The organism is Woodsholea maritima DSM 17123, assembly GCF_000382325.1.
Classification (GTDB): domain Bacteria; phylum Pseudomonadota; class Alphaproteobacteria; order Caulobacterales; family Maricaulaceae; genus Woodsholea; species Woodsholea maritima.
The window spans coordinates 1087398-1105730 of sequence record NZ_KB908056.1 but is presented as its reverse complement, the minus strand read 5'-3'; the positions used below and the strand labels follow the sequence as shown (position 1 = coordinate 1105730).

The following is an 18333-nucleotide window of genomic DNA, read 5'->3' as shown; positions in this document are numbered from 1 at the left end:
GATATTACCGTTTGGGCAAGCTCAATATGGCTAATTCCGCATTCAAAGCGGATTTATGAATATGATTCTAGGTGCGTGTATGACGGAGACAGACGATAGCGATCGGTTGATTCAAGAGGTTCTCTCAGAGCTTGGCTGGGATGACGACCCGAAGAAAGTCGCTGACAAGGTCAAGCGGCTAGACCAAGGCCTGCCCGCCGAAGACGAGTTTACGGCCATCTGCAGCTGGCTCGGCAAGGCGCGTCTCCTTCATAAGCTCGACCAGCATCAAGCGCCATCAAGCTCGCGCGACCTCTATCAAGTTCCCGACTTGTTGGCCGAGTTTGAACATTCTGGCCCCGTCCTCATCGAAGTGAAGTCAAAGACGAAGCAAACGCTTTCCTTTACCCCGCGATATCTTGATCGGCTCCGCGCATACGCGCAGCTCGTCAAGATGCCCCTACTCATCGCCTGGAAACACCACGGCATCTGGGTGCTCTTCGAAATCCAGCACCTCACCAAGGCTCAGACAAACTTCAACATCACGTTCGGCGACGCCATGAAAGAGAACCTACTCGGTGTCCTTGCAGGCGACGTCGCTTACAAGATCGCCTCCGGTGCGGGTCTGCGTTTCCGCTGCAAAAAAGAAGCACTCGTCGACCGAGAGGAATCCGAAGGTACTGTAACTGAGCAATGGAAAATGAGGATCGACGAGGTGGGCTTTATGATCTCCGGCGGAGAGACAGCGGATAATCTAGACCCGGACGTCACGACGCTTTTCACAACGTGGGATCTATCCGAACAGCAATCCCACAGCGACACACACATCGACCTTCGCTTCGTCGCCGGTACTGATGACGGCATGATGTTCGGCCACATGGCGCTGACACACCTCCTGCATTGGACCTTACCGCAAGGCGAAGCAATCAACTGGCGCCATGCCATTAGACGCGACGCGGTCGTCAGCAACATGACCAATTTCCGGCGCGCTCTAGAACGCGCCTTAGAACAGAAGGTCGTACACATCATCCTCCATCAACAACCGCATACCTGGCCCGACTTCGTCCCGAAGCCCGGCGGTAACCCAACACCTCGAAGCGCAACAAAGTCATGAAGCAACCTACCAAGCAGTATGGCCGAGCGTCCCTGATGGACAAAACGCTTGGTCTGGACGAGGTCACCGCGCCAAAGGTCGCCTCTATCATCGTTCATGCTGGAAACATTGAACACCACCTTGAGCGTGCGATCTGGATCTTAGAGAAAATTGAACCAAAGGGGATTCGTCCAAAAACAGACTCAAAACCGATAACCAACTTGATTTCGATGTTGGAAAAGTACGCTGAAACTGTGCCTGAAGACGATGTTCGCACCTTTCTGCAAACTTGGTCGAAGGCGACACGTTCCGGGTTCATCATTCGTCACAACATCGCACACGGCGTCTCATTCAAAATGGAAAAGTCTCTGGTGTTCAGCCGAAATCCAAGATGGCACGGCGAACTGCGAAAACGGGAATATGGTGACTTGTGGTGTGAGCCATACATCCTTGATTTAATTCGAGAGTCCTTCGCCACATTGCTACGGGTCATCGGGGCAATTGCGACGACTGATCGATCACTAGACGACATCGCCAGCCCGCTCGCTCAAAGTGCTGTAAGAGAAGCTCGCTCAATACTGGGCGAGTTTGCTGACCAGTTTTACAATCCCAGTTTCGAGAAATACTGATAAATCATCAAGAGTTCAGAAGCGGCACCCATAAACTTGATCGAAAGAGACGCAACTAAATTGGCTAAGCAAAAAACTGATTGGAACGACATCGCGGAATTGCAAGCCGACCTAGTGGGATTTTTCCCGGACGATGGGTTTTTAATGAAGCTCATCAAAGGAGTCATGCGGGTCGCCCGAGACAAGAAAAATCCGATCAGAGGAAACCTAGTCGCGAGCGGGCTACGCGAAGTCACCGGCCACATTCTGCATAGTCTCGCGCCGGACGACGCCGTGCGAGAGTGTGTTTGGTTTGTCCAAGCCAAAGACACCAAGACCGTCACTCGACGTCAAAAGGCACATTACATCGTCCATGCAGGGCTTCCGGAGGATTTCGTCAAAGATGTGCTCAAGCTTGAGATGACAGACTTCACGAAACCACTTTTGGACGCCTTCGAAGCGCTGAACAAATCCACTCATGTTCGCTCCGAAACAATCGTACGCAAGGGATCTGTTGTCCGCCAAATGATCCATGAGGTATTTGAGAGCCTGCTCGACCTTCTTCATGCCGCTGCAGCCGGGCGGGAGGAGATTGTTCGCGCGACCGCCGGTGTTATGCACAACGCCCTCTTCGAGAACCTAATCTCAGAGACTATCCAGGAACTCGATGAGCTATCGACACACACAACAGTTGACGGGCACTACATTGACACCGTCGAAGTGAAGTCCCTGACGGCAACCAAAATCGAATACGCCATCACCGGGCAGGTTGAGGTCGAATTGCAATATGGCTCCAACTCTGATGTGCGAAACGACATCGGATTTCGCCAGGACGACTCCTATCCATACCACGCGGTGATCTTATCTAATCCGGCGAAACCGATGGAGATACAGCCCAATGATGTCACTCTCCAAGTAGACAATAGCAGCTTCTTCGAATGACCAAGATACCCAAAAAAACAGATGTTTCAGAAGAGCCGTCAAGCCTTCTCTCGAACGATGGACACGTGACAGCCGTCATTATTGCCATTGAAGAGTATCAGCCGCGAAAAACCGGCCAGATCCCTGGTGTCGATTATGCCAAGGCCGACGCCGACGCTTTCTCTGCGGCCCTCGATCAAATGTTTCCCGACAACGACATACACCGCATCGAGTTGATCGATAGCATGGCAACGAACATGAGCGTGCGAGATGGTGTAAAGGAGGCGATCCACGCGACAGGACCAGACGACCTATTGATTTTCTATTATGTTGGACACGGCTTCCACAATGGAATCTCAAACCTGATCACCGTCTGGGATAGCAACGGTCACAATTTGTCCGCAACGTGCCTGAATCTGCGCGACCTACTTTTTGATCCCGTTGAGAAGAGCGAATGCCACCGGCTCCTTGCATTCATTGATGCCTGCGCTGAGGATCTTGAAGAACAGTTTAGCAGCCGCAGCGTGGTTTCGATTATGAGCGAGACCGAGTTCAAGGATTTCGTGAAAGTTGACCAATATGTGGGTGTATTCCTGTCCTGCACGCCAGGACAAAAGTCCTACAGCCATGCCGGGCTTGGTCACGGCGTTTGGTCGTACCACCTCGTGCATGCGCTAAGCGGCAAGGCGCCAGACGCGATTGATGCGTATTCAGTCATTACCGACGCTTCGCTCAGAGATTATCTCGGCACATCGGTCCGCCGGTACATAACGAAAAACATGTCTATAGCGGCACAGCAGATCCCACTCGCACGCACGTCAGCAACAAACCGCTTCGCGATATGCCAGGTAAGAGAGGAAGAGGAACCGGTTCCGCCCGAAAATGACTTTACGGGCTTATCGTTCAAGCCGGACGCCATATTTTTCAGCCATATAGAAACGCGCGCTTATAACAGACTGCCGGGTTTCTCTCGCGCAAAGGGACACTTCGTGCCCGACAACGTGAATGCGAGCAGCGCAGAATTTGCACGCGGCCTGCTTGACGAAGAGATCGCCGAGGAAATCGAGGATTATTACAAAGAGGCGAAACGCGTCTTCCGGTTGCGGCGGGATGACATAGGAACCGGTGACGACACATTGGACACCGAACATTTCCGATATTGGATTGAAGTTAGGCAAACACCTGACGACCCCGCGGAGATTCAAATCATACGCTGTTTGTCAGTGCGCAACGGCTCTGAGAAAAACCTCGAGAACATCGACGAAATTTTTGGCATCAAATTTGATCGTGTTGTCTGCCGTATTCGCGGACGCGGTCCAGATTTTGATTCCGTTGTTCGACGTCTTGAGGACGTTGAACTGGAATATGGCGGAACGCTAGATGAATCGGAGCGGAAGCAACAGGCAACGTACTATTTTCCGGAGAAAGGTCGATTAGAGTTCGACCTTGCTCGCGGGCAGATAAGTATATGCGCAGAGCGCAAGACCAGTTTCCTGGACATATTGGAGTTGGCAACCCCAATCGCACTTGGCGCTCCTCAAAAACCAATCAAGTATCTTTTGGACGACTCGCAGCGTGTTTGAGGGACAAAAAAGCCAGCGATGACCCAGGCTTCCGTCGCTTTGACCTATCTGTCGGCCTGCCTTTGGAGGGTCTTGACGCAAGCTGGATTTAACCATGAGGGGAAAGCCTTCCCCTGCGGTCGAGCCTGTAGTCTCGCCCGACCCCTTCTGCGGGGAGACCCCGCAACGCCCCCTGTAGAGTAAGAGAGGTGTGGCTGTCGCCGTGACGGGTTTGGAGGTCGAGAGAGAGGCTCTCGGACCGCCCGTCCTGGAGAACAGCCATGACAGCGATTGAGATCATGAACGGCCGCCCCGAGAGCGGCGGCTACAAGGTGGATGTGTCCCGCGGCGGGCATAATGGGCGCGTGTCGTCCGAATGGTTTTCCCGGCCCGACGACGAGAAGTATCTCTCCCTCTCGGACCTTTACGCCTCGGTGAAGGGCCGTGCCGCTCGGAGCAAGGCGCGGACGGTCGAGAGCGCGGCGATCCGTGTCGAAGCCCATCGCGACGATCCGGAGAAGCTCGCGCTCGTCCTGCCCGACGCCGAGGCGCTGGTCGCGCCGACCCATTGGAGCTTCGGCCAACTTGCGAGCCTCGTGGGCTCACCGGCGGCCTATATGCGTCAACTCCCGGCACCGCTCGCCGGTATCAACCTGCAATACGGTCTCACCAATCACCGCGCTGAGCAGGTCAAGACGATGGAAGTCGCGAACGGACGCATGGAACTGCGCGCCGTGACCGGCCCGAACTATGGCCGCATCTACGACCATGAACTGGTCTCCGCCGTGCAGCGTATCGCAGGCGACGGCATTGGCGACACGCGCTGGAAGGTGCCGGGTGTGCTCGACTGGTCTAGCGGCGTCTACAACCCGATGGTCGACGTCACCAAGGACACGACCACACTCTACGCCTCAGACCGCGACGTCTTCCTCTTCCTGGTCGACGACCTGAATCCGATCGAGGCCGGTACGCTACCCGACGGCTCACCCGATCTCTTCTTCCGAGGGTTCTATTGTTGGAACTCGGAAGTGGGTGCGAAAACGCTGGGCATCGCGAGCTTCTATCTCCGCGCCGTCTGTCAGAACCGAAATCTCTGGGGCGTCGAAGACTTCCAGGGGATTACCATCCGGCATTCGAAATACGCCGCCAACCGGTTCGCGCACGAGGCGGCACCGGCGCTGGCGAACTTTGCCGATTCCTCGCCGCAACCCTTTATTCAGGGCATTCGCTCCGCACGCGAACGGATCGTCGCGCACAGCGATGAGGACCGCACCGACTTCCTGAGAAAGCGCGGCTTCTCGAAGGCGGAAACCGACAAGATCGTCGAGACGGTCCTCGCCGAGGAAGGCCGCCCGCCCGAGAGCATCTTCGACTTCGTCCAGGGCATTACCGCTGTCGCCCGCTCGAAGCACCAGCAGGATGCGCGGCTCACCATGGAGACCCGTGCCAAGAAGCTGCTGGAGGCCGCCGCCTAGGCGTTGCCGTTCCGCTTTTTCCCAACCCTCCGTCCACGGTCCATCTCCTTCAAGAGGAAGAGGTGGGCCGTGGTTTTCGTGACGGGTCTGGAGGTCAGAGAGAGCCTCGTGACCGCCCGTCGCGGAGAAATCCCATGACAAAGTCCAAGAAGATCACCCTCAGCGCCTCGCGCGACATCCCCTTCAACAAGCTCGTGCTCAGCCAGTCCAACGTCCGGAAGGTCAAGGCCGGCGTCTCGATCGAAGAGCTCGCCGAGGACATCGCCCGGCGCACGCTCCTGTCCTCGATCACGGTCCGGCCGGTCCTCGACGACGACGGCGTGGAAACCGGCATGTTCGAAATCCCGGCCGGCGGGCGACGCTACCGCGCGCTCGAACTTCTCGTGAAGCAGCGTCGCCTCAACAAGACGGCGCCGGTGCCCTGCATCGTGCGCATCGATGGTCTGGCGGAAGAGGACAGCCTCGCCGAGAATATCCAGCGCGCGCCGCTGCATCCGCTCGACCAGTTTCGCGCCTTCCAAGCCATGCGCGAGAAGGGCAAGTCCGAGGAAGAGATCGCCGCGGCCTTCTTCGTGTCGGTCAATGTCGTCAAACAGCGCCTCAAGCTGGCCGCCGTCTCGACGACACTGCTGGAGGCCTATACGCAAGAGGAGATGACCCTCGACCAGCTCATGGCCTTCACGGTCAATCCCGACCACGAGCGCCAGGAACAGGTCTGGGAGGCGCTCAAGCAGCACTATTCGAAGCAGCCTTATGAAATCCGACGCATGCTGACCGAAGGCGCCGTCCGCGCTTCGGACCGGCGGGCGCAATTTGTCGGGGTCGACAATTACGTCGAAGCGGGTGGTGAGGTGCTACGCGACCTCTTCCAGACCGATGATGGCGGCTGGCTGCAGGATGCCGCCCTGCTCGAGACCATGGTCGCCGAGAAGCTGAACGAAGAAGCCGAAGCCATTCGCACCGAAGGCTGGCACTGGATCGAGGTCGCGACCGACTTTCCCTACGGCCACATCTACGATCTGCGGCGCATTCGCGGCGAAGCCGAGCGCATGAGCGATGAGGAAGACGCGACCTACGCCGCACTCAAGGCCGAATATGACAAACTCGAAGAAGAGTATGCCGAAGCAGACGAGCTTCCCGAAGAGGTCGACGAACGGCTCGGCGAGATCGAGACGGCCATGGAAGCTCTCCAGAATCGTCCGATCCGGTTCGAGCCGGAGGACTACGCCATCGCGGGCGCCTTCGTCAGTATCGACGGCTCTGGTCGTCTGCGCGTCGAGCGCGGCTATGTCCGGCCCCAGGACGAACCCGCTATTGAGTGCGACGACGGTTCCGAAGGCGATCAAGTCCATCCGAACACGGATGATGAAGCCGTAAATGGCATTGGCCAAGCCACCGATCTGGATGCGGAAGAGGACGATGACAGCACCAAGCCGCTGTCGGATCGTCTTGTCTGCGATCTGACCGTCCACCGCACGATGGCGCTGCGCAACGCGTTGGCCAATGATCCGCAACTGGCGATGCTCGCCTGCCTGCACGCGATGGTGCTGCAGCTCTTCTACCATTACGGCCAGGACAGCTGCATCGAGATCACACCGAAGAGTATGCAGTTCGGAGCGCAAGCTGAAGGTCTCGCAGAGATGCCCTACGTGCAGTCGATCGATCTCGGTATCGAGACTTGGACGAGCAACCTGCCGAAGGAACCCGGAGAGCTTTGGGATGCGCTCACCGAATGGGACAGCGACAGCCGGGACGCACTCTTCGCGCACTGCGTGGCGATGACGGTCAATGCGGTGCAAGAACCGCACTATCGCAAGCCGCGCCAGATCGCCCATGCGGACGTGCTGGCCGCGACGCTGGGCCTCGACATGGCGAAGGCAGGCTGGTTGCCGACCGCTCAGAGCTATCTCGGGCGCGTGACCAAGGCGCAGATCGCCGCCGCGGTGCGCGAAGCGAAGGGCGACAAGGACGCCGACCGGATGGCCGGGTTCAAGAAGCCCGACATGGTCGAAGCCGCCGAGGAACTGCTGGCGGGTACGGGCTGGCTGCCTGAGCCGTTGCGCACGCCGCCGCTGATCGAGCAGCCCGATGAACCGGAGTTCGAGATCGTCGACGAGAACTTGTCGGCGCACGGCGATGAAAGCGAACCGAGCGAACATCAGACGGCCCTCGAAGCTGCCGAGTGATCGTACAAAGACTGGCGCACGGCGGCTGCCGGTCGATGGCCGAAACGCCGTTGTCAGCTCAATATGGACGGGCCGCGGAAGCCTTCCCCACTGCGGCCGTGTCGCGAGAGAGCACATCCCCCTGGTTTCCTCGCAACCGAAGGGCTCGTCGGAAACGGCGGGCCCTTTTTCGTGGCGATGAGATGAAGAGGCTTGCATGGCAAACAAAGTATCAGACCTGGCGCATCGTCTCGCACGCAATGCCGAGGCGGTCTGCCGGTACTATCTCGACAACGGTCGCCGTGAAGGGCGCTACTGGATGATCGGCGATGTGCGGAACACGCCCGGCCGGTCGATGTATGTTCGGCTCAAGGGTCCGGACTCGGGCAAAGGTGCGGCGGGTAAGTGGACCGACGCCGCCACCGGCGAGCATGGCGACCTGCTTGACATCATCCAGGAAAGCTGTGGGCTGATCGACTTTGCCGACGTGGCGACCGAGGCACGACGCTTCCTCAGCCTGCCGCAGCCCGAACCTGACTATACCGCGAAACGCCAATCCGCGCCGGCGTCGACCGGCTCGCCCGAGGCGGCCCGGCGGCTGTTCGCCATGGCAAAGCCCATTTCGGGCACTCTCGCCGAAGCGTATCTGCGGGAACGCGGAATTACGGCACTACACGAGACCAGCAGCCTGAGATTCCATCCAAGCTGCTACTATCGGCCCAACGAGCATAGTCCCACCGAGGCCTGGCCCGCATTGATCGCTGCGGTGACCGATCTCGACGGGACGATCACCGGCGCGCATCGAACCTGGCTCGATCCGAACGGATTCTCCGAGGCGACGCTCGGTAAAGCGCCGATCGACACGCCGCGCCGCGCGATAGGCCATCTGCTCGGCCATGCGGTCCGCTTCGGGGTTGCGCGCGACATCATGGCGGCGGGCGAAGGTATCGAGACCGTGCAGTCGCTGAAGCTCGTCTTGCCGAATATGCCGATGGCGGCCGCGCTCTCAGCCGCTCATCTCGCCGCGATCCTGTTCCCCGACACCCTGCGCCGACTTTATATCGCTTGCGACGACGATCCGGCCGGCACGGGCGCGATGGAGAGCCTAGTCGATCGGGCGAGCGCAGTCGGCATCGAGGCAATCCCGCTGTCACCCCTCCTCGGCGACTTCAACGAGGATCTGCGACGGCGCGGCATCGACGTGCTGCGGCAGAACGTGCGTGTGCAGATCGCGCCGGAGGATGTCGACCGCTTCCTGTTTGCGGCGGGATCAGCCGGGAGAGAGGCGCTGCGAGGCTGAGCATCGTCGACGAGATCGGATTGGGCATGCCGTCCCGCCGGAGAGAGCCTCGACCTCGGCCTTCTTCGAGAGGACGACAGAACGGCAAGCGGGCCGGTCCGGCAATGGCTGCGCTCGGTTCTTTTCCGTCAGCCCTGCGGGCCGTTCCATCGCGAAGCAAAAGAACCGGGCTCCGCCATCCTCCGCTGACGCTTCGGCCCTGCGCTCACGCTCCGGGTGCAGGTCCGTCCCGTCCGCCGTCTTTCGTCGCCACGAAGGCCGCGGCGGTCGCGGTCCCCCGACCAAGGAGCACACCATGTTCACCGATCCCGACGACATTGATGGCAAACCGCATCACGGCACATCGCCGACCGACACGATCTGCAACGAACTCCAGCTCTTCGGCCATCGTCCGCCCGAGGGTGAACCCGACCCGCGCGAGGTGCCAGAAGACCGCCAGATCGAGGGTGCCGTCGCCGACATCTTCGATGCTCTCGTCGCCACCATGGCCGACACGATGCTCGATCACGACCTCGACGAACTTCTCTGGTCGACGGTCAACATATTCCACCGCGCCACCGACCGGATCGAGCGCAAGCTCGACGATAACGAGCAGGCGCAAAAGTGCGGCCAACGCGAGCAGGACGGCAGCGAGGTCAAAGCCGTGGAACTTGAACGCCTGATCACCATCGGCCAATCGCTGATCGAACGGCGTGATTGCATGGAGGTCTATCGCGACACCGCCGCCGAGCACTATCTCCGACTGACGGGCTCGCCCTGGTCGGCGCGTTCGGGATCGCGGGTAAACCATCGCAACCTCACCTCGGCGATGATCGACAGCCGGGATTTTCTGGTCGCTAAGAATTGGGCCGATGCCAAAGTCTGCCTACCGCAAGGCCCTAAGATCGCCTTCACCGGCGGGCTGGACTTCAACGATCACCGTCTGATCTGGGACACGCTCGACAAAGTCCACGCCAAACATACCGACATGGTGCTGCTGCATGGCGGCTCACCAAAGGGCGCCGAACTGATCGCCGCCAAATGGGCCGAAACCCGCAAGGTGCCGCAGGTCGCCTTCAAGCCAGACTGGACGCGTCACGGCAAGGCCGCCCCGTTCAAACGTAACGATGCGATCCTCAATGTCCTGCCTATCGGGGTCATCCTCTTTCCTGGCACCGGTATCCAGGACAATTTTGCCGACAAGGCGAAGAAGCTCGGCATCACGGCCTTTGATTTCCGCAAGCAGATGCGGGCTTGAGCTCGCAACCTGATCCGCCAATCGCATCACCTGATCCTGCGCCGGCGCATTCCGGCGCGGGTCTTACTTCGCTATGCTGCGACAGCGCCGTGGCGGTGGTGGAGGTGCGTATCCTCAAAGGAGACCGCCCATGTTACTTTCCACCATCTTGAGCATTCTCGGCCTTGGTGCCATCGTCTACGTGCTTTTCACGCTGGCCGTCTATGCGCTGCCCTTCTTCGTCGCGATGACGGTCGGTTTCTATGTTTATGAGAGAGAGGCAGGCGTCCTCGCGGCCATCATCGCCGCGTTCCTGTCGGGCGCTGCGACGCTGATCCTGGGACAGATCGCCTTCGCCACGGTTCGATCTATTCCGATCAGGCTGGCGATCGATGCGTTCTACGCGATTCCAGCTGGCGTCGCCGGTTTCCACGCGATCAGGGGATTATCCGAGATCGGTAGCGCGAGCGAGAACTGGTCGCTGGCCTTTGGCAGCATTGGCGCTTTGGTCATCGGTATCACCGCATGGGTGCGCGTTGCGGCGCTGTCAGGACCGGAAGAATCGCCGCCTACGACAACGACGGAACGCGGTGAAAACCGCACGGCCAACGACCAACAAGATCTTGTGCGAGACCGATGACATGCCGCATGGTCGGGAAACTATGCTCTAAGCCATCGACGCTTCACGGGATAACTGACCGAGCTCAGTCATTCGGACCGTACGTCACCAGTTTTAGTTCTGTCCCGCGTCCGTTCTCACGACATGCAACTGCTATCGCCGACTCGGCGCAAACGATCCTGATCGTTCGACAGCGCCTGTCTTCGCGCGATCATGGGTGCCGGGGTCTTGCCGGTCGCGACAGGCAGCCTTCAGTTCTTCTCCGACGCCTCGTCATCCGCGTCCGTTACGGCCTCTCATGGCTTGATCTGGCCGGGATCGGCTGACGCCTCGACCGCCTTGTCCGCAACGGTGCGTCCGGAACTTTCTTCCCCTGGGCTCGCGCCCATTCCTCGCGGGCACAAGAAACTTCCGTCCGCGCCGTCCTCCACTGGCGTTGCGGGCCTGACGGCTGCGTCGGCGGATCGCCCCGGCCTTGCGATCACCATCGAGGCCGCGACGGGCGCGGGCTCGAAAACCTAAAGGAGAACTGAAAATGGCTACCATCGGCACCTTTAAAAAGTCCGGCAACGAATACGCCGGCGAAATCGTCACCCTTAACGTCCAGGCCAAGAACGTCCGCATCGTCCCGGAGACGAGCCAGACCAGCGAGAACGCTCCCAGCCACCGCGTCCTGGTCGGTCGCGCCGAAATCGGAGCAGCCTGGTCCAAACAGTCGAACGAGGGCCGCGTGTATCTCGGCCTCAAGCTGGACGATCCGAGCTTCACCGCTCCGATCTATGCCAACCTCTTCGACGACGAAGACGGCGAAGGCTACAGCCTCATCTGGTCCCGCCCCAACCGCCGCAACGGCGACTGAGCGATCAACAGCAAGCCCCGCCCGTTCACCCGGGCAGGGCTTTTCTCCGGGTTACTGCTTCTCGTCTTCGTCTTCCAGCAGTGCAGCCGGTTTCACATCGAGCGCCAGTGCGACGTGCCAGAGCGTGACGATGGTCACGTTTTGCTGGCCCCGCTCCATCGCCGACACATGCGCACGGTCGACGCCCATCTTCGCAGCCAGTGCACCCTGGCTGAGATCGCGTTTCGTGCGATAAATTCTGAGATTTCTTCCAAAAATTTCCTTGATATCCATCCGCACGATAAATGCGGATCGCGTATTTTGATGCGACGCACTATAATACGCGGACGCTAGCGCCAACGTCACCAGCCTGTCGGAGATCAGCGATTTCAACCCACCGGTAGTTGCGGGCGATATGCTTTCTAGTTCATTAACATCAACGCTTGTGCGACAGGACCAACCATGACGACCACGCAGACGCAAATCGCCGACGCTCCACCGGACGAGGCGGTTTTGACGGTATACGACCGCGATCACTTGAAACTCTATATGCGCCTGCTGGACGCCGAGAGCGCCGGCGCGACGCTGGAAGAAGTGTCGTCCGTGCTGTTCGGAATAGACGCCACGGCCGAACCCGAACGTGCCCAGCGTGTGCACGACAGTCATCTCAGCCGTGCCCGCTGGATGACCGAACAGGGCTATCGCGAGATTCTCAAGCACGGCCTACCGTAGCTTATCGGACTTGCGATGCGCATACCGGATCACCCTATGCGCGTCCAATCACTAGCCAAACTCAACTTCCGGCGGAATCATCCAACGCGAAAAACGTCATCTGTCTGCGGGGGCTAGTCTTTGAGGAGGACGGCCATGTCCAAGGATTGGCTCGACAATCGTATCTACGATCATTTTGACGATCTCGACCTTTCGGGCCTGGCCTGGGAATGTTTGAGACGGAATGAAAGCTACCGATCCGATTATGCCGCAAGGCAGGACGATAGCGCATGCGCCGCTTGGGGCCTTCGATTTCGCGGTTGATCCGGCGCGTGATCCGCCCACCGCGCCCGTCTTCTGGAACCCCGCAGATGCGCCGGCGATCGTCAATCTGATCGCTCCCGCACGCCATTTCGGAAATCAGGCCTCGCATATCGGGAAACTCCCGGTCGTCGCCCACGCTACTGATTCCGAGTTCATCTGGCTCAAGCTCGATAACGGCTCTCAACTTGTCGCCAAAAGCTCCGCGGCTGACGCCGACATCGGCGTCGTCGTGCCTTTTGACGACGCCTGGACAGTCCATCTCGCAGCCGCCGACAGACTCTATCGTCATCTCCATGGACTGTCGGTTGAACATCCGCTGACCCGCCAACGCCGCCAGCGATTGAAACATGCACTCAGAACCGTCGACGGACTGCGTCAGGGTGCGACCTACCGCATGATCGCCATCGCCTTTTTCGGCGAGCGGCGTGTGTCGGAAGAACCGTGGAAAACGCACGCACTCAAATCACAAATCGCGCGCCTCGCCGGCTACGGGCGCCGGATGATCGACAAAGGATATCGACGGCTTTTGCAGGGCAAACATCGATAGAGAACTGTGAACATCGCGAAGTTTTCGTTATGTTCTCGCCATGACACAGCCTCCTCAAAACCTCGATTCAAGCGCCGTAAAGATACTCGGTCGGACGCGTCGTCTACTTACCCACCAGCGCGCAGTCTTCGATCAGATATTCCATAGCGGTGGCGGCTATGTTCTCGACTTTTCCGACAGGACGATGGCCGAATGGTTCGAAGAGCGCTTCGGCTTCGACATCTTTCAGGCGTGATTTCAAGTTGAGGGCGCGAGCAAGGGCAAGACGCTGCGGGGTTTCGTCGAGGTCGCAGAGCCGCGGCTCGTCGCGCAGGTTCTTCGCGCGCTCTGGGCCTATAGGTGCGGGCTCTCCGGATATGTCGAAACCAAGGAGGCCGAAGAAGCCCGCCTCAAATCCTGGCTTGAACAGTTTGCCGCCGAGCTGGAGAACGTATCGACGCTGAAGCTCGACGACGCGTTCAAGGACTTTTCCGGCGACACGACACTTCCCAAGCTCCGCGCTTCGATTGCTGCCGACCTCGTCGCCGAAAAGCCCGACGTCGCGCTCGACCGCGTGCATACCTACTGTGTCAAACGGTTCCGCGACTTGCTTTCATCGCGCAAGCAGCCCGTCGATGCGAAGACGCCGCTGCACGCCATTTTCGGCGCTTATGGCAAGGCTCTGCGTGATGAAGGCGCTGTGAGCGCGTTCGCGCTGCCAACTCTCCGTGTCCAGCATAAGCTCTTCGAGGGGCTGAACGAGGCGCGCAACAAGCGGTCCTTCGCGCACGATAACGAGCTTCTCACCGTCTCCGAGGCGCAATTCATTATCGACTGTGTGCTCGCCTCACTCGCTTTCATCGAGCGGCTGGAGGCGGAACGCCAGGCTCCGGCGGCTGATCCAGCCGACGATTTCCCGTTCTGATCAGCAAGCTATCCTCAGCTTCCTATACGCCCTTTGAGGGGTAGCGTTTTCCTTGTCCCATCTTCGCCATCCCCCCTGACGGCATTTCTTCGCTTTCCTCGCCTCCGACAGCCCGCCGCAGGTCGCGGCCTGGCAGAGCAACCGGAGGCGCTACCCTATGCCCGATCCCAACGCAGGCCTACCGCCGCGCTACTTGAGAACCCCCGAAGCCGCCCGTTTTCTCGGTCTTTCCGGCCGCACCCTGGAGAAACATCGCACTTACGGCACCGGCCCCAAATATTCCAAGATCGGCGGGCGCGTCGTCTATTCGGTCGAGGACCTGCAGACCTGGGTCAGCCGGGGCGAGAAGAACTCGACCTCGGACGATACCGGCGACACGGTATTGCCCGCCAAGCGCCATGCGGCGGTCTCGCCCGCCTATAGCGACAAGCGCCGGTGAGCGGGATGCGCACCACCGTCGAATTCTTGTGGATCGAAGGACGGGTCGAGCGCTGGATTCGCTTCGGTCACATCGTCCAGGAAACGATCCAGAGCCGCAGCCGCCGTACAGTCGGATTCGATCCCGGCGCAATCTTTGCCTTCGTCCGCTGGACGGCCAGTGACTATGGCACGGTCGAGAGCCGGATCGATATCCTGCGCGCCGTCGGTCGCGGCGAGGCCTACGCGACCGTCCCTTGCGTTGCGCCCGGTGGCGAGAGCCTTTTGCATATCTCCGGTTGGCCGAAGGTCGAGGCGGTGCTCACCATCATCGACCGCATCGAAGCGCTGGACATCGCGCCTGAGGAGGTCTGCCCGGATCATTGGCGACATGTCCATCATCGGCTGACCGCCGGTCTGACACCGCGCCCTTACACGAAAGCACGACATGCCGCCTGGCTCAAACGTCGGGAGATCGAGACATGACCCGTGCACGCCGAACACTCTTCCTCGCTGGTGTGGCGCTTTGTCTGATCGGCGCTTCGGCGGCCGTACGCAGTGATCCGATCCTCATCTGGAACGCATCGGCAAGCGTTCCTGTCGGCGTCTATTTCGTGACGCCGTTGCGCGATCCGCGGGTCGGTGACCTCGCCGTCGTGCGCCCACCCGAAGAACTGTCGAACTGGCTCGTCGCGCGTGGATATCTCGGTCGTGACGCACCCCTGCTGAAGCAGATCGCCGGCCTACCGGGCGCCGAATTTTGCCGTTTCGGCATCACGATCACCATCGATGGCGCGCGTGTGGCGACGGCACGGACGACTGATCGGAACGGTCGTCCATTGCCGGTCTGGAGCGGCTGTCGGGTGCTGCGCGAAGGCGAAGTCTTTTTCCTCAATAGGCGCGAACCGGCCAGCCTCGACGGGCGGTATTTCGGACCACTCGACGCCGACACAATCATTGGCCGGGCAGTTCCGGTCTGGACCAGGGAGGACTGAGCAATGTCCATCCTTCCCCTTTCCGGCCGTCAGTCTTCTGTCGCTCGCATGACGATGGTGCTGCTCATGATCGCCATCGACGGCGCACCGGTTCCGGCATTTGCGGAACCGTCGCAACGTATGATGGATGACCGACCCGCAGCAGTCCGACTGTCTTCGATCGACATGTTCGTGGCACAAGCGGCGGCGCGCTTCCGCATCCCGGAACGCTGGATTCGCGTCGTCATGCAGGCCGAGAGCGCGGGCAATCACCGTGCGGTTAGCCGCGCCGGCGCGATAGGCCTGATGCAGATCATGCCCGCGACCTGGGCCGAACTGCGTACACAGCACGGACTCGGTAACGATCCGTTCGACCCGCGCGACAACATCCTGGCGGGCGCGGCCTATATCCGCGCCATGTATGATCGGTTCGGCGCGCCCGGCTTCCTCGCGGCGTATAATGCCGGTCCGGAACGTTACGCTCAGCACCTCGCTACCGAACGCCCTCTGCCGCGCGAAACCCGCGCCTATCTCGCATCGCTGGCGCCGCTGATCGACGCGTCCTTCGTATCGCCATCGCAAGGTGACGGACGGCCGAATACATCCGACTGGCGTGAAGCGCCGCTGTTCGTCGGGCTCCAAAACAGGGCAGACGACTGATGATAGCGTGTTTCGCAGCATGGCGCGTGCTGGCGTGCTCTTTCGCGGGTTTGACGGGAGAGCAGACGGTGAAGGTGTCAACAACGAAAGGATGGCGAGATAAAAGGCGCGGCACCGATGCGCGCTATGTGGTTGTTGTTTTTGGGTTTTTTATACGCCGCACGGGGTCGCGCAGTGCCATGTATGGCGCTTACACTTTGATATCCAAGGCCTTTTACCGTGCCACTCTTCTTTTCAGCGGGCAAAAGGTATGAGCGCCCACGATGACGATCTGCGTATCACACCTGGGCGTATCCGCGACCGTGGACCGCGCGGGCGCAAGGCGCAGAGCTTCGTCGGCGAGGTCATGCGCGCCGCGAAAAAGGCCGGCCACACCGGCTACCGGTTCAATGGCGCGAGGCGCACCGGCTCGACCTCGACCTTCGGTCGCGGGCGGTTCGCGGCAACGGCGCGCAGCCTTTCACGAACCAAACGTCGTGTCATCGTCAAGGCCCGTGTCGTTCGCCACCGCGGGGCACGCTACCGTTCGGCGCCACTCGCCAAGCACATCTCCTATCTGAAACGCGACGGCGTCGCCCGGGAAGGGTGCGATGCCGCCATGTTCGATCGCGACGGTGACGCTGACGAACGCGCCTTCGCGGAACGCTGCGAGGACGACCGACACCACTTCCGCTTCATCGTCTCGCCGGAAGACGCAGGGTCAATGGAAGACCTCCGTGCTTTTACCCGGGACCTCATGGACAAGGCCACACGCGATCTCGGAACCGATCTCGATTGGGTCGCCGTCGATCATTGGAACACCGACAACCCTCATGTCCACGTCCTCTTGCGCGGCAAAACCGACGACGGCAAAGACCTCGTCATCTCGCGCGACCATATCGGCCGCGGCTTCCGCGCCCGCGCAGAGGAACTGGTCGGGCTCGAACTGGGGCCCCGCACCCAACATGAGATAGCGGCAGGTCTTGATGCGGAGATCGACGCCGAGCGCTGGACCGGGCTTGATCGCGCCCTGCGCGCGCTTGCCGATGAAAGCGGCGGCGCCGTTGATCTAAGACCCGGCGCACCGGAACCGTCCAATCCAGAAATTCGCCAGCGATTGATGGGACGTGCACAGACGCTGGAACGACTAGGCCTTGCGGACAGGTTGACGCCTGCCGTCTGGGAACTGAAACCCGGCATGGAACGCACACTGCGCGAACTCGGCGACCGGGGCGACATCATCAAAACCATGCACCGCGCCCTGGCGGACGGCTCCGCGCGATCGCTTTCGGACTTCGCGGTAGAGAGCACTCCGGCCGAACCGATCCTCGGACGGCTTGCCGATCGCGGGCTCCATGATGAACTGACGGGTGAAGCCTATGCCGTCATCGACGGCGTCGACGGGCGGGTCCATCACCTGCGCTTCCCCGACCTGGACCAAACCGGCGATACACCCACCGGCGGGATCGTCGAGACGCGGAGTTGGACACCACGTGATGGCAGTACGGTACGACTGTCTCTGGTTGGCCGGTCCGATCTCTCGCTCGCCGCACAGGTCGATGCCGATGGCGCAACCTGGCTCGATCGTCTGCAACTGGCGAAGGACAGCGCGCCCTTGAGCGGGAACGGGTTCGGCGCGGAGGTCCACGATGCACTCGGACGGCGGGCCGATCATCTCGTCGCCGAGGGCCTGGCGACGCGGCAAGGTCCGCGCATCACGTTTGCCCGCGACCTGTTGGCGACACTTCGCAGGCGCGAACTCGATGCCGCCGCAACGAAGCTTGCCGCAGAGACCGGCCTACCACGCAGAGTCTCGACGGAGGGCGAGACCGTCGCTGGCACCTACCGTCAGCGCCTCGATCTCGCCTCGGGCCGCTTCGCCATGATCGACGACGGCATGGGCTTCGAACTCGTACCCTGGAAACCCCAACTCGAAAGGCACCTCGGCCAGACCGTCACCGGAACCATGACACCGGGCGGCGGTGTGGACTGGACGCTCGGCCGCAGTCGCGGCCTCGGGATCTGAATCAAAAGGATGAAC

At 60.3% G+C, this 18333-nt stretch carries 21 protein-coding genes; 19 read left to right on the top strand and 2 right to left on the bottom strand.

Features of this window, described 5'->3' with window-relative positions; genetic code table 11:
• The first annotated feature begins 79 nt into the window (after positions 1 to 79).
• From H151_RS0105320 to H151_RS0105270, 10 genes are all read left to right on the top strand, one after another.
• The gene (locus H151_RS0105320) at positions 80 to 1093 is read left to right on the top strand and encodes a restriction endonuclease (protein WP_040758806.1); all 1014 of its coding nucleotides are present in this window, start codon (positions 80 to 82) and stop codon (positions 1091 to 1093) included.
• Complete coding sequence (locus H151_RS0105315) at positions 1090 to 1701, top strand: hypothetical protein (RefSeq protein WP_019960609.1); 612 nt, start codon at positions 1090 to 1092, stop codon at positions 1699 to 1701. The genes H151_RS0105320 and H151_RS0105315 overlap by 4 nt, the downstream gene beginning before the upstream one ends.
• A 60-nt stretch (positions 1702 to 1761) precedes the next feature.
• Positions 1762 to 2622, top strand: a complete 861-nt coding sequence (locus tag H151_RS0105310) for a pPIWI-associating nuclease domain-containing protein (protein ID WP_026353842.1) — start codon at positions 1762 to 1764, stop codon at positions 2620 to 2622.
• On the top strand, positions 2619 to 4184 hold the full coding sequence (locus H151_RS15525) for a caspase family protein (RefSeq protein WP_019960607.1): 1566 nt from the start codon (positions 2619 to 2621) through the stop codon (positions 4182 to 4184). The genes H151_RS0105310 and H151_RS15525 overlap by 4 nt, the downstream gene beginning before the upstream one ends.
• 260 nt (positions 4185 to 4444) lie before the next feature.
• Positions 4445 to 5638 carry a hypothetical protein gene (locus H151_RS0105300; RefSeq protein ID WP_019960606.1) on the top strand — a complete coding sequence of 398 codons (1194 nt, stop codon included), beginning with the start codon at positions 4445 to 4447 and terminating at the stop codon, positions 5636 to 5638.
• A 134-nt stretch (positions 5639 to 5772) separates the two neighbouring features.
• Complete coding sequence (locus H151_RS0105295; protein WP_019960605.1) at positions 5773 to 7824, top strand: ParB/RepB/Spo0J family partition protein; 2052 nt, start codon at positions 5773 to 5775, stop codon at positions 7822 to 7824.
• Positions 7825 to 8020: 196 nt separating this feature from the next.
• Positions 8021 to 9103 (top strand): DUF7146 domain-containing protein, encoded by a 1083-nt coding sequence (locus H151_RS0105290; protein ID WP_019960604.1) that lies wholly within the window; start codon positions 8021 to 8023, stop codon positions 9101 to 9103.
• Positions 9104 to 9398: 295 nt separating this feature from the next.
• Positions 9399 to 10340 carry a DUF2493 domain-containing protein gene (locus H151_RS0105285; protein ID WP_019960603.1) on the top strand — a complete coding sequence of 314 codons (942 nt, stop codon included), beginning with the start codon at positions 9399 to 9401 and terminating at the stop codon, positions 10338 to 10340.
• Between the two features lie 130 nt (positions 10341 to 10470).
• Positions 10471 to 10959 carry a hypothetical protein gene (locus H151_RS0105280; protein WP_019960602.1) on the top strand — a complete coding sequence of 163 codons (489 nt, stop codon included), beginning with the start codon at positions 10471 to 10473 and terminating at the stop codon, positions 10957 to 10959.
• A 514-nt stretch (positions 10960 to 11473) separates the two neighbouring features.
• Positions 11474 to 11797, top strand: a complete 324-nt coding sequence (locus H151_RS0105270) for a DUF736 domain-containing protein (protein WP_019960600.1) — start codon at positions 11474 to 11476, stop codon at positions 11795 to 11797.
• 51 nt (positions 11798 to 11848) lie between these two features.
• Here the strand turns inward: H151_RS0105270 and H151_RS0105265 are convergent, their stop codons facing one another.
• On the bottom strand, positions 11849 to 12070 hold the full coding sequence (locus tag H151_RS0105265) for a helix-turn-helix domain-containing protein (protein ID WP_019960599.1): 222 nt from the start codon (positions 12068 to 12070) through the stop codon (positions 11849 to 11851).
• 168 nt (positions 12071 to 12238) lie between these two features.
• On the opposite strand from H151_RS0105265, the gene H151_RS0105260 reads away from it, so the two are divergent.
• The 3 genes from H151_RS0105260 (at position 12239) to H151_RS16890 (ending at position 13358) form a co-directional block, all read left to right on the top strand.
• Positions 12239 to 12508 carry a DNA -binding domain-containing protein gene (locus H151_RS0105260; protein ID WP_019960598.1) on the top strand — a complete coding sequence of 90 codons (270 nt, stop codon included), beginning with the start codon at positions 12239 to 12241 and terminating at the stop codon, positions 12506 to 12508.
• Positions 12509 to 12643: 135 nt separating this feature from the next.
• A complete protein-coding gene (locus tag H151_RS17755; RefSeq protein WP_233354513.1) occupies positions 12644 to 12811 on the top strand; it encodes a transcriptional regulator domain-containing protein in 168 nt (55 codons plus the stop codon).
• Positions 12732 to 13358, top strand: a complete 627-nt coding sequence (locus H151_RS16890; RefSeq protein WP_019960597.1) for a DUF2285 domain-containing protein — start codon at positions 12732 to 12734, stop codon at positions 13356 to 13358. The genes H151_RS17755 and H151_RS16890 overlap by 80 nt, the downstream gene beginning before the upstream one ends.
• 103 nt (positions 13359 to 13461) lie before the next feature.
• Here H151_RS16890 and H151_RS0105250 read toward each other — a convergent pair whose 3' ends face one another.
• Positions 13462 to 13917 (bottom strand): hypothetical protein, encoded by a 456-nt coding sequence (locus tag H151_RS0105250; protein ID WP_019960596.1) that lies wholly within the window; start codon positions 13915 to 13917, stop codon positions 13462 to 13464.
• Between the two features lie 27 nt (positions 13918 to 13944).
• Here H151_RS0105250 and H151_RS0105245 point away from each other — a divergent pair, with 27 nt between their 5' ends.
• The 6 genes from H151_RS0105245 (at position 13945) to H151_RS0105215 (ending at position 18318) form a co-directional block, all read left to right on the top strand.
• A complete protein-coding gene (locus tag H151_RS0105245) occupies positions 13945 to 14262 on the top strand; it encodes an abortive infection family protein (protein ID WP_156823368.1) in 318 nt (105 codons plus the stop codon).
• A gap of 157 nt (positions 14263 to 14419) precedes the next feature.
• The gene (locus H151_RS0105240; protein ID WP_019960594.1) at positions 14420 to 14701 is read left to right on the top strand and encodes a helix-turn-helix transcriptional regulator; all 282 of its coding nucleotides are present in this window, start codon (positions 14420 to 14422) and stop codon (positions 14699 to 14701) included.
• Between the two features lie 5 nt (positions 14702 to 14706).
• Positions 14707 to 15165, top strand: a complete 459-nt coding sequence (locus H151_RS0105235; RefSeq protein ID WP_019960593.1) for a DUF2840 domain-containing protein — start codon at positions 14707 to 14709, stop codon at positions 15163 to 15165.
• Positions 15162 to 15674, top strand: a complete 513-nt coding sequence (locus H151_RS0105230) for a S26 family signal peptidase (protein ID WP_019960592.1) — start codon at positions 15162 to 15164, stop codon at positions 15672 to 15674. Before H151_RS0105235 ends, H151_RS0105230 begins: the two co-directional genes overlap by 4 nt.
• Positions 15675 to 15677: 3 nt before the next feature.
• A complete protein-coding gene (locus H151_RS17310) occupies positions 15678 to 16313 on the top strand; it encodes a lytic transglycosylase domain-containing protein (protein WP_083918428.1) in 636 nt (211 codons plus the stop codon).
• Between the two features lie 250 nt (positions 16314 to 16563).
• Entirely contained in the window at positions 16564 to 18318 is a 1755-nt protein-coding gene (locus tag H151_RS0105215; protein ID WP_019960589.1) for a relaxase/mobilization nuclease domain-containing protein, read from the top strand.
• Positions 18319 to 18333: the final 15 nt, after the last annotated feature.

Coding starts and splice junctions, on each gene's coding strand:
- H151_RS0105285 (WP_019960603.1), top strand. CDS start 9,399: ATGTTCACCGATCCCGACGACATTGATGGCAAACCGCATCACGGCACA.
- H151_RS0105260 (WP_019960598.1), top strand. CDS start 12,239: ATGACGACCACGCAGACGCAAATCGCCGACGCTCCACCGGACGAGGCG.
- H151_RS0105320 (WP_040758806.1), top strand. CDS start 80: ATGACGGAGACAGACGATAGCGATCGGTTGATTCAAGAGGTTCTCTCA.
- H151_RS0105240 (WP_019960594.1), top strand. CDS start 14,420: ATGCCCGATCCCAACGCAGGCCTACCGCCGCGCTACTTGAGAACCCCC.
- H151_RS17310 (WP_083918428.1), top strand. CDS start 15,678: ATGTCCATCCTTCCCCTTTCCGGCCGTCAGTCTTCTGTCGCTCGCATG.
- H151_RS16890 (WP_019960597.1), top strand. CDS start 12,732: ATGAAAGCTACCGATCCGATTATGCCGCAAGGCAGGACGATAGCGCAT.
- H151_RS15525 (WP_019960607.1), top strand. CDS start 2,619: ATGACCAAGATACCCAAAAAAACAGATGTTTCAGAAGAGCCGTCAAGC.
- H151_RS0105265 (WP_019960599.1), bottom strand. CDS start 12,070: ATGGATATCAAGGAAATTTTTGGAAGAAATCTCAGAATTTATCGCACG.
- H151_RS0105230 (WP_019960592.1), top strand. CDS start 15,162: ATGACCCGTGCACGCCGAACACTCTTCCTCGCTGGTGTGGCGCTTTGT.
- H151_RS0105250 (WP_019960596.1), bottom strand. CDS start 13,917: ATGCACGCGGTCGAGCGCGACGTCGGGCTTTTCGGCGACGAGGTCGGC.
- H151_RS0105270 (WP_019960600.1), top strand. CDS start 11,474: ATGGCTACCATCGGCACCTTTAAAAAGTCCGGCAACGAATACGCCGGC.
- H151_RS0105280 (WP_019960602.1), top strand. CDS start 10,471: ATGTTACTTTCCACCATCTTGAGCATTCTCGGCCTTGGTGCCATCGTC.
- H151_RS17755 (WP_233354513.1), top strand. CDS start 12,644: ATGTCCAAGGATTGGCTCGACAATCGTATCTACGATCATTTTGACGAT.
- H151_RS0105295 (WP_019960605.1), top strand. CDS start 5,773: ATGACAAAGTCCAAGAAGATCACCCTCAGCGCCTCGCGCGACATCCCC.
- H151_RS0105315 (WP_019960609.1), top strand. CDS start 1,090: ATGAAGCAACCTACCAAGCAGTATGGCCGAGCGTCCCTGATGGACAAA.
- H151_RS0105300 (WP_019960606.1), top strand. CDS start 4,445: ATGACAGCGATTGAGATCATGAACGGCCGCCCCGAGAGCGGCGGCTAC.
- H151_RS0105290 (WP_019960604.1), top strand. CDS start 8,021: ATGGCAAACAAAGTATCAGACCTGGCGCATCGTCTCGCACGCAATGCC.
- H151_RS0105215 (WP_019960589.1), top strand. CDS start 16,564: ATGAGCGCCCACGATGACGATCTGCGTATCACACCTGGGCGTATCCGC.
- H151_RS0105235 (WP_019960593.1), top strand. CDS start 14,707: ATGCGCACCACCGTCGAATTCTTGTGGATCGAAGGACGGGTCGAGCGC.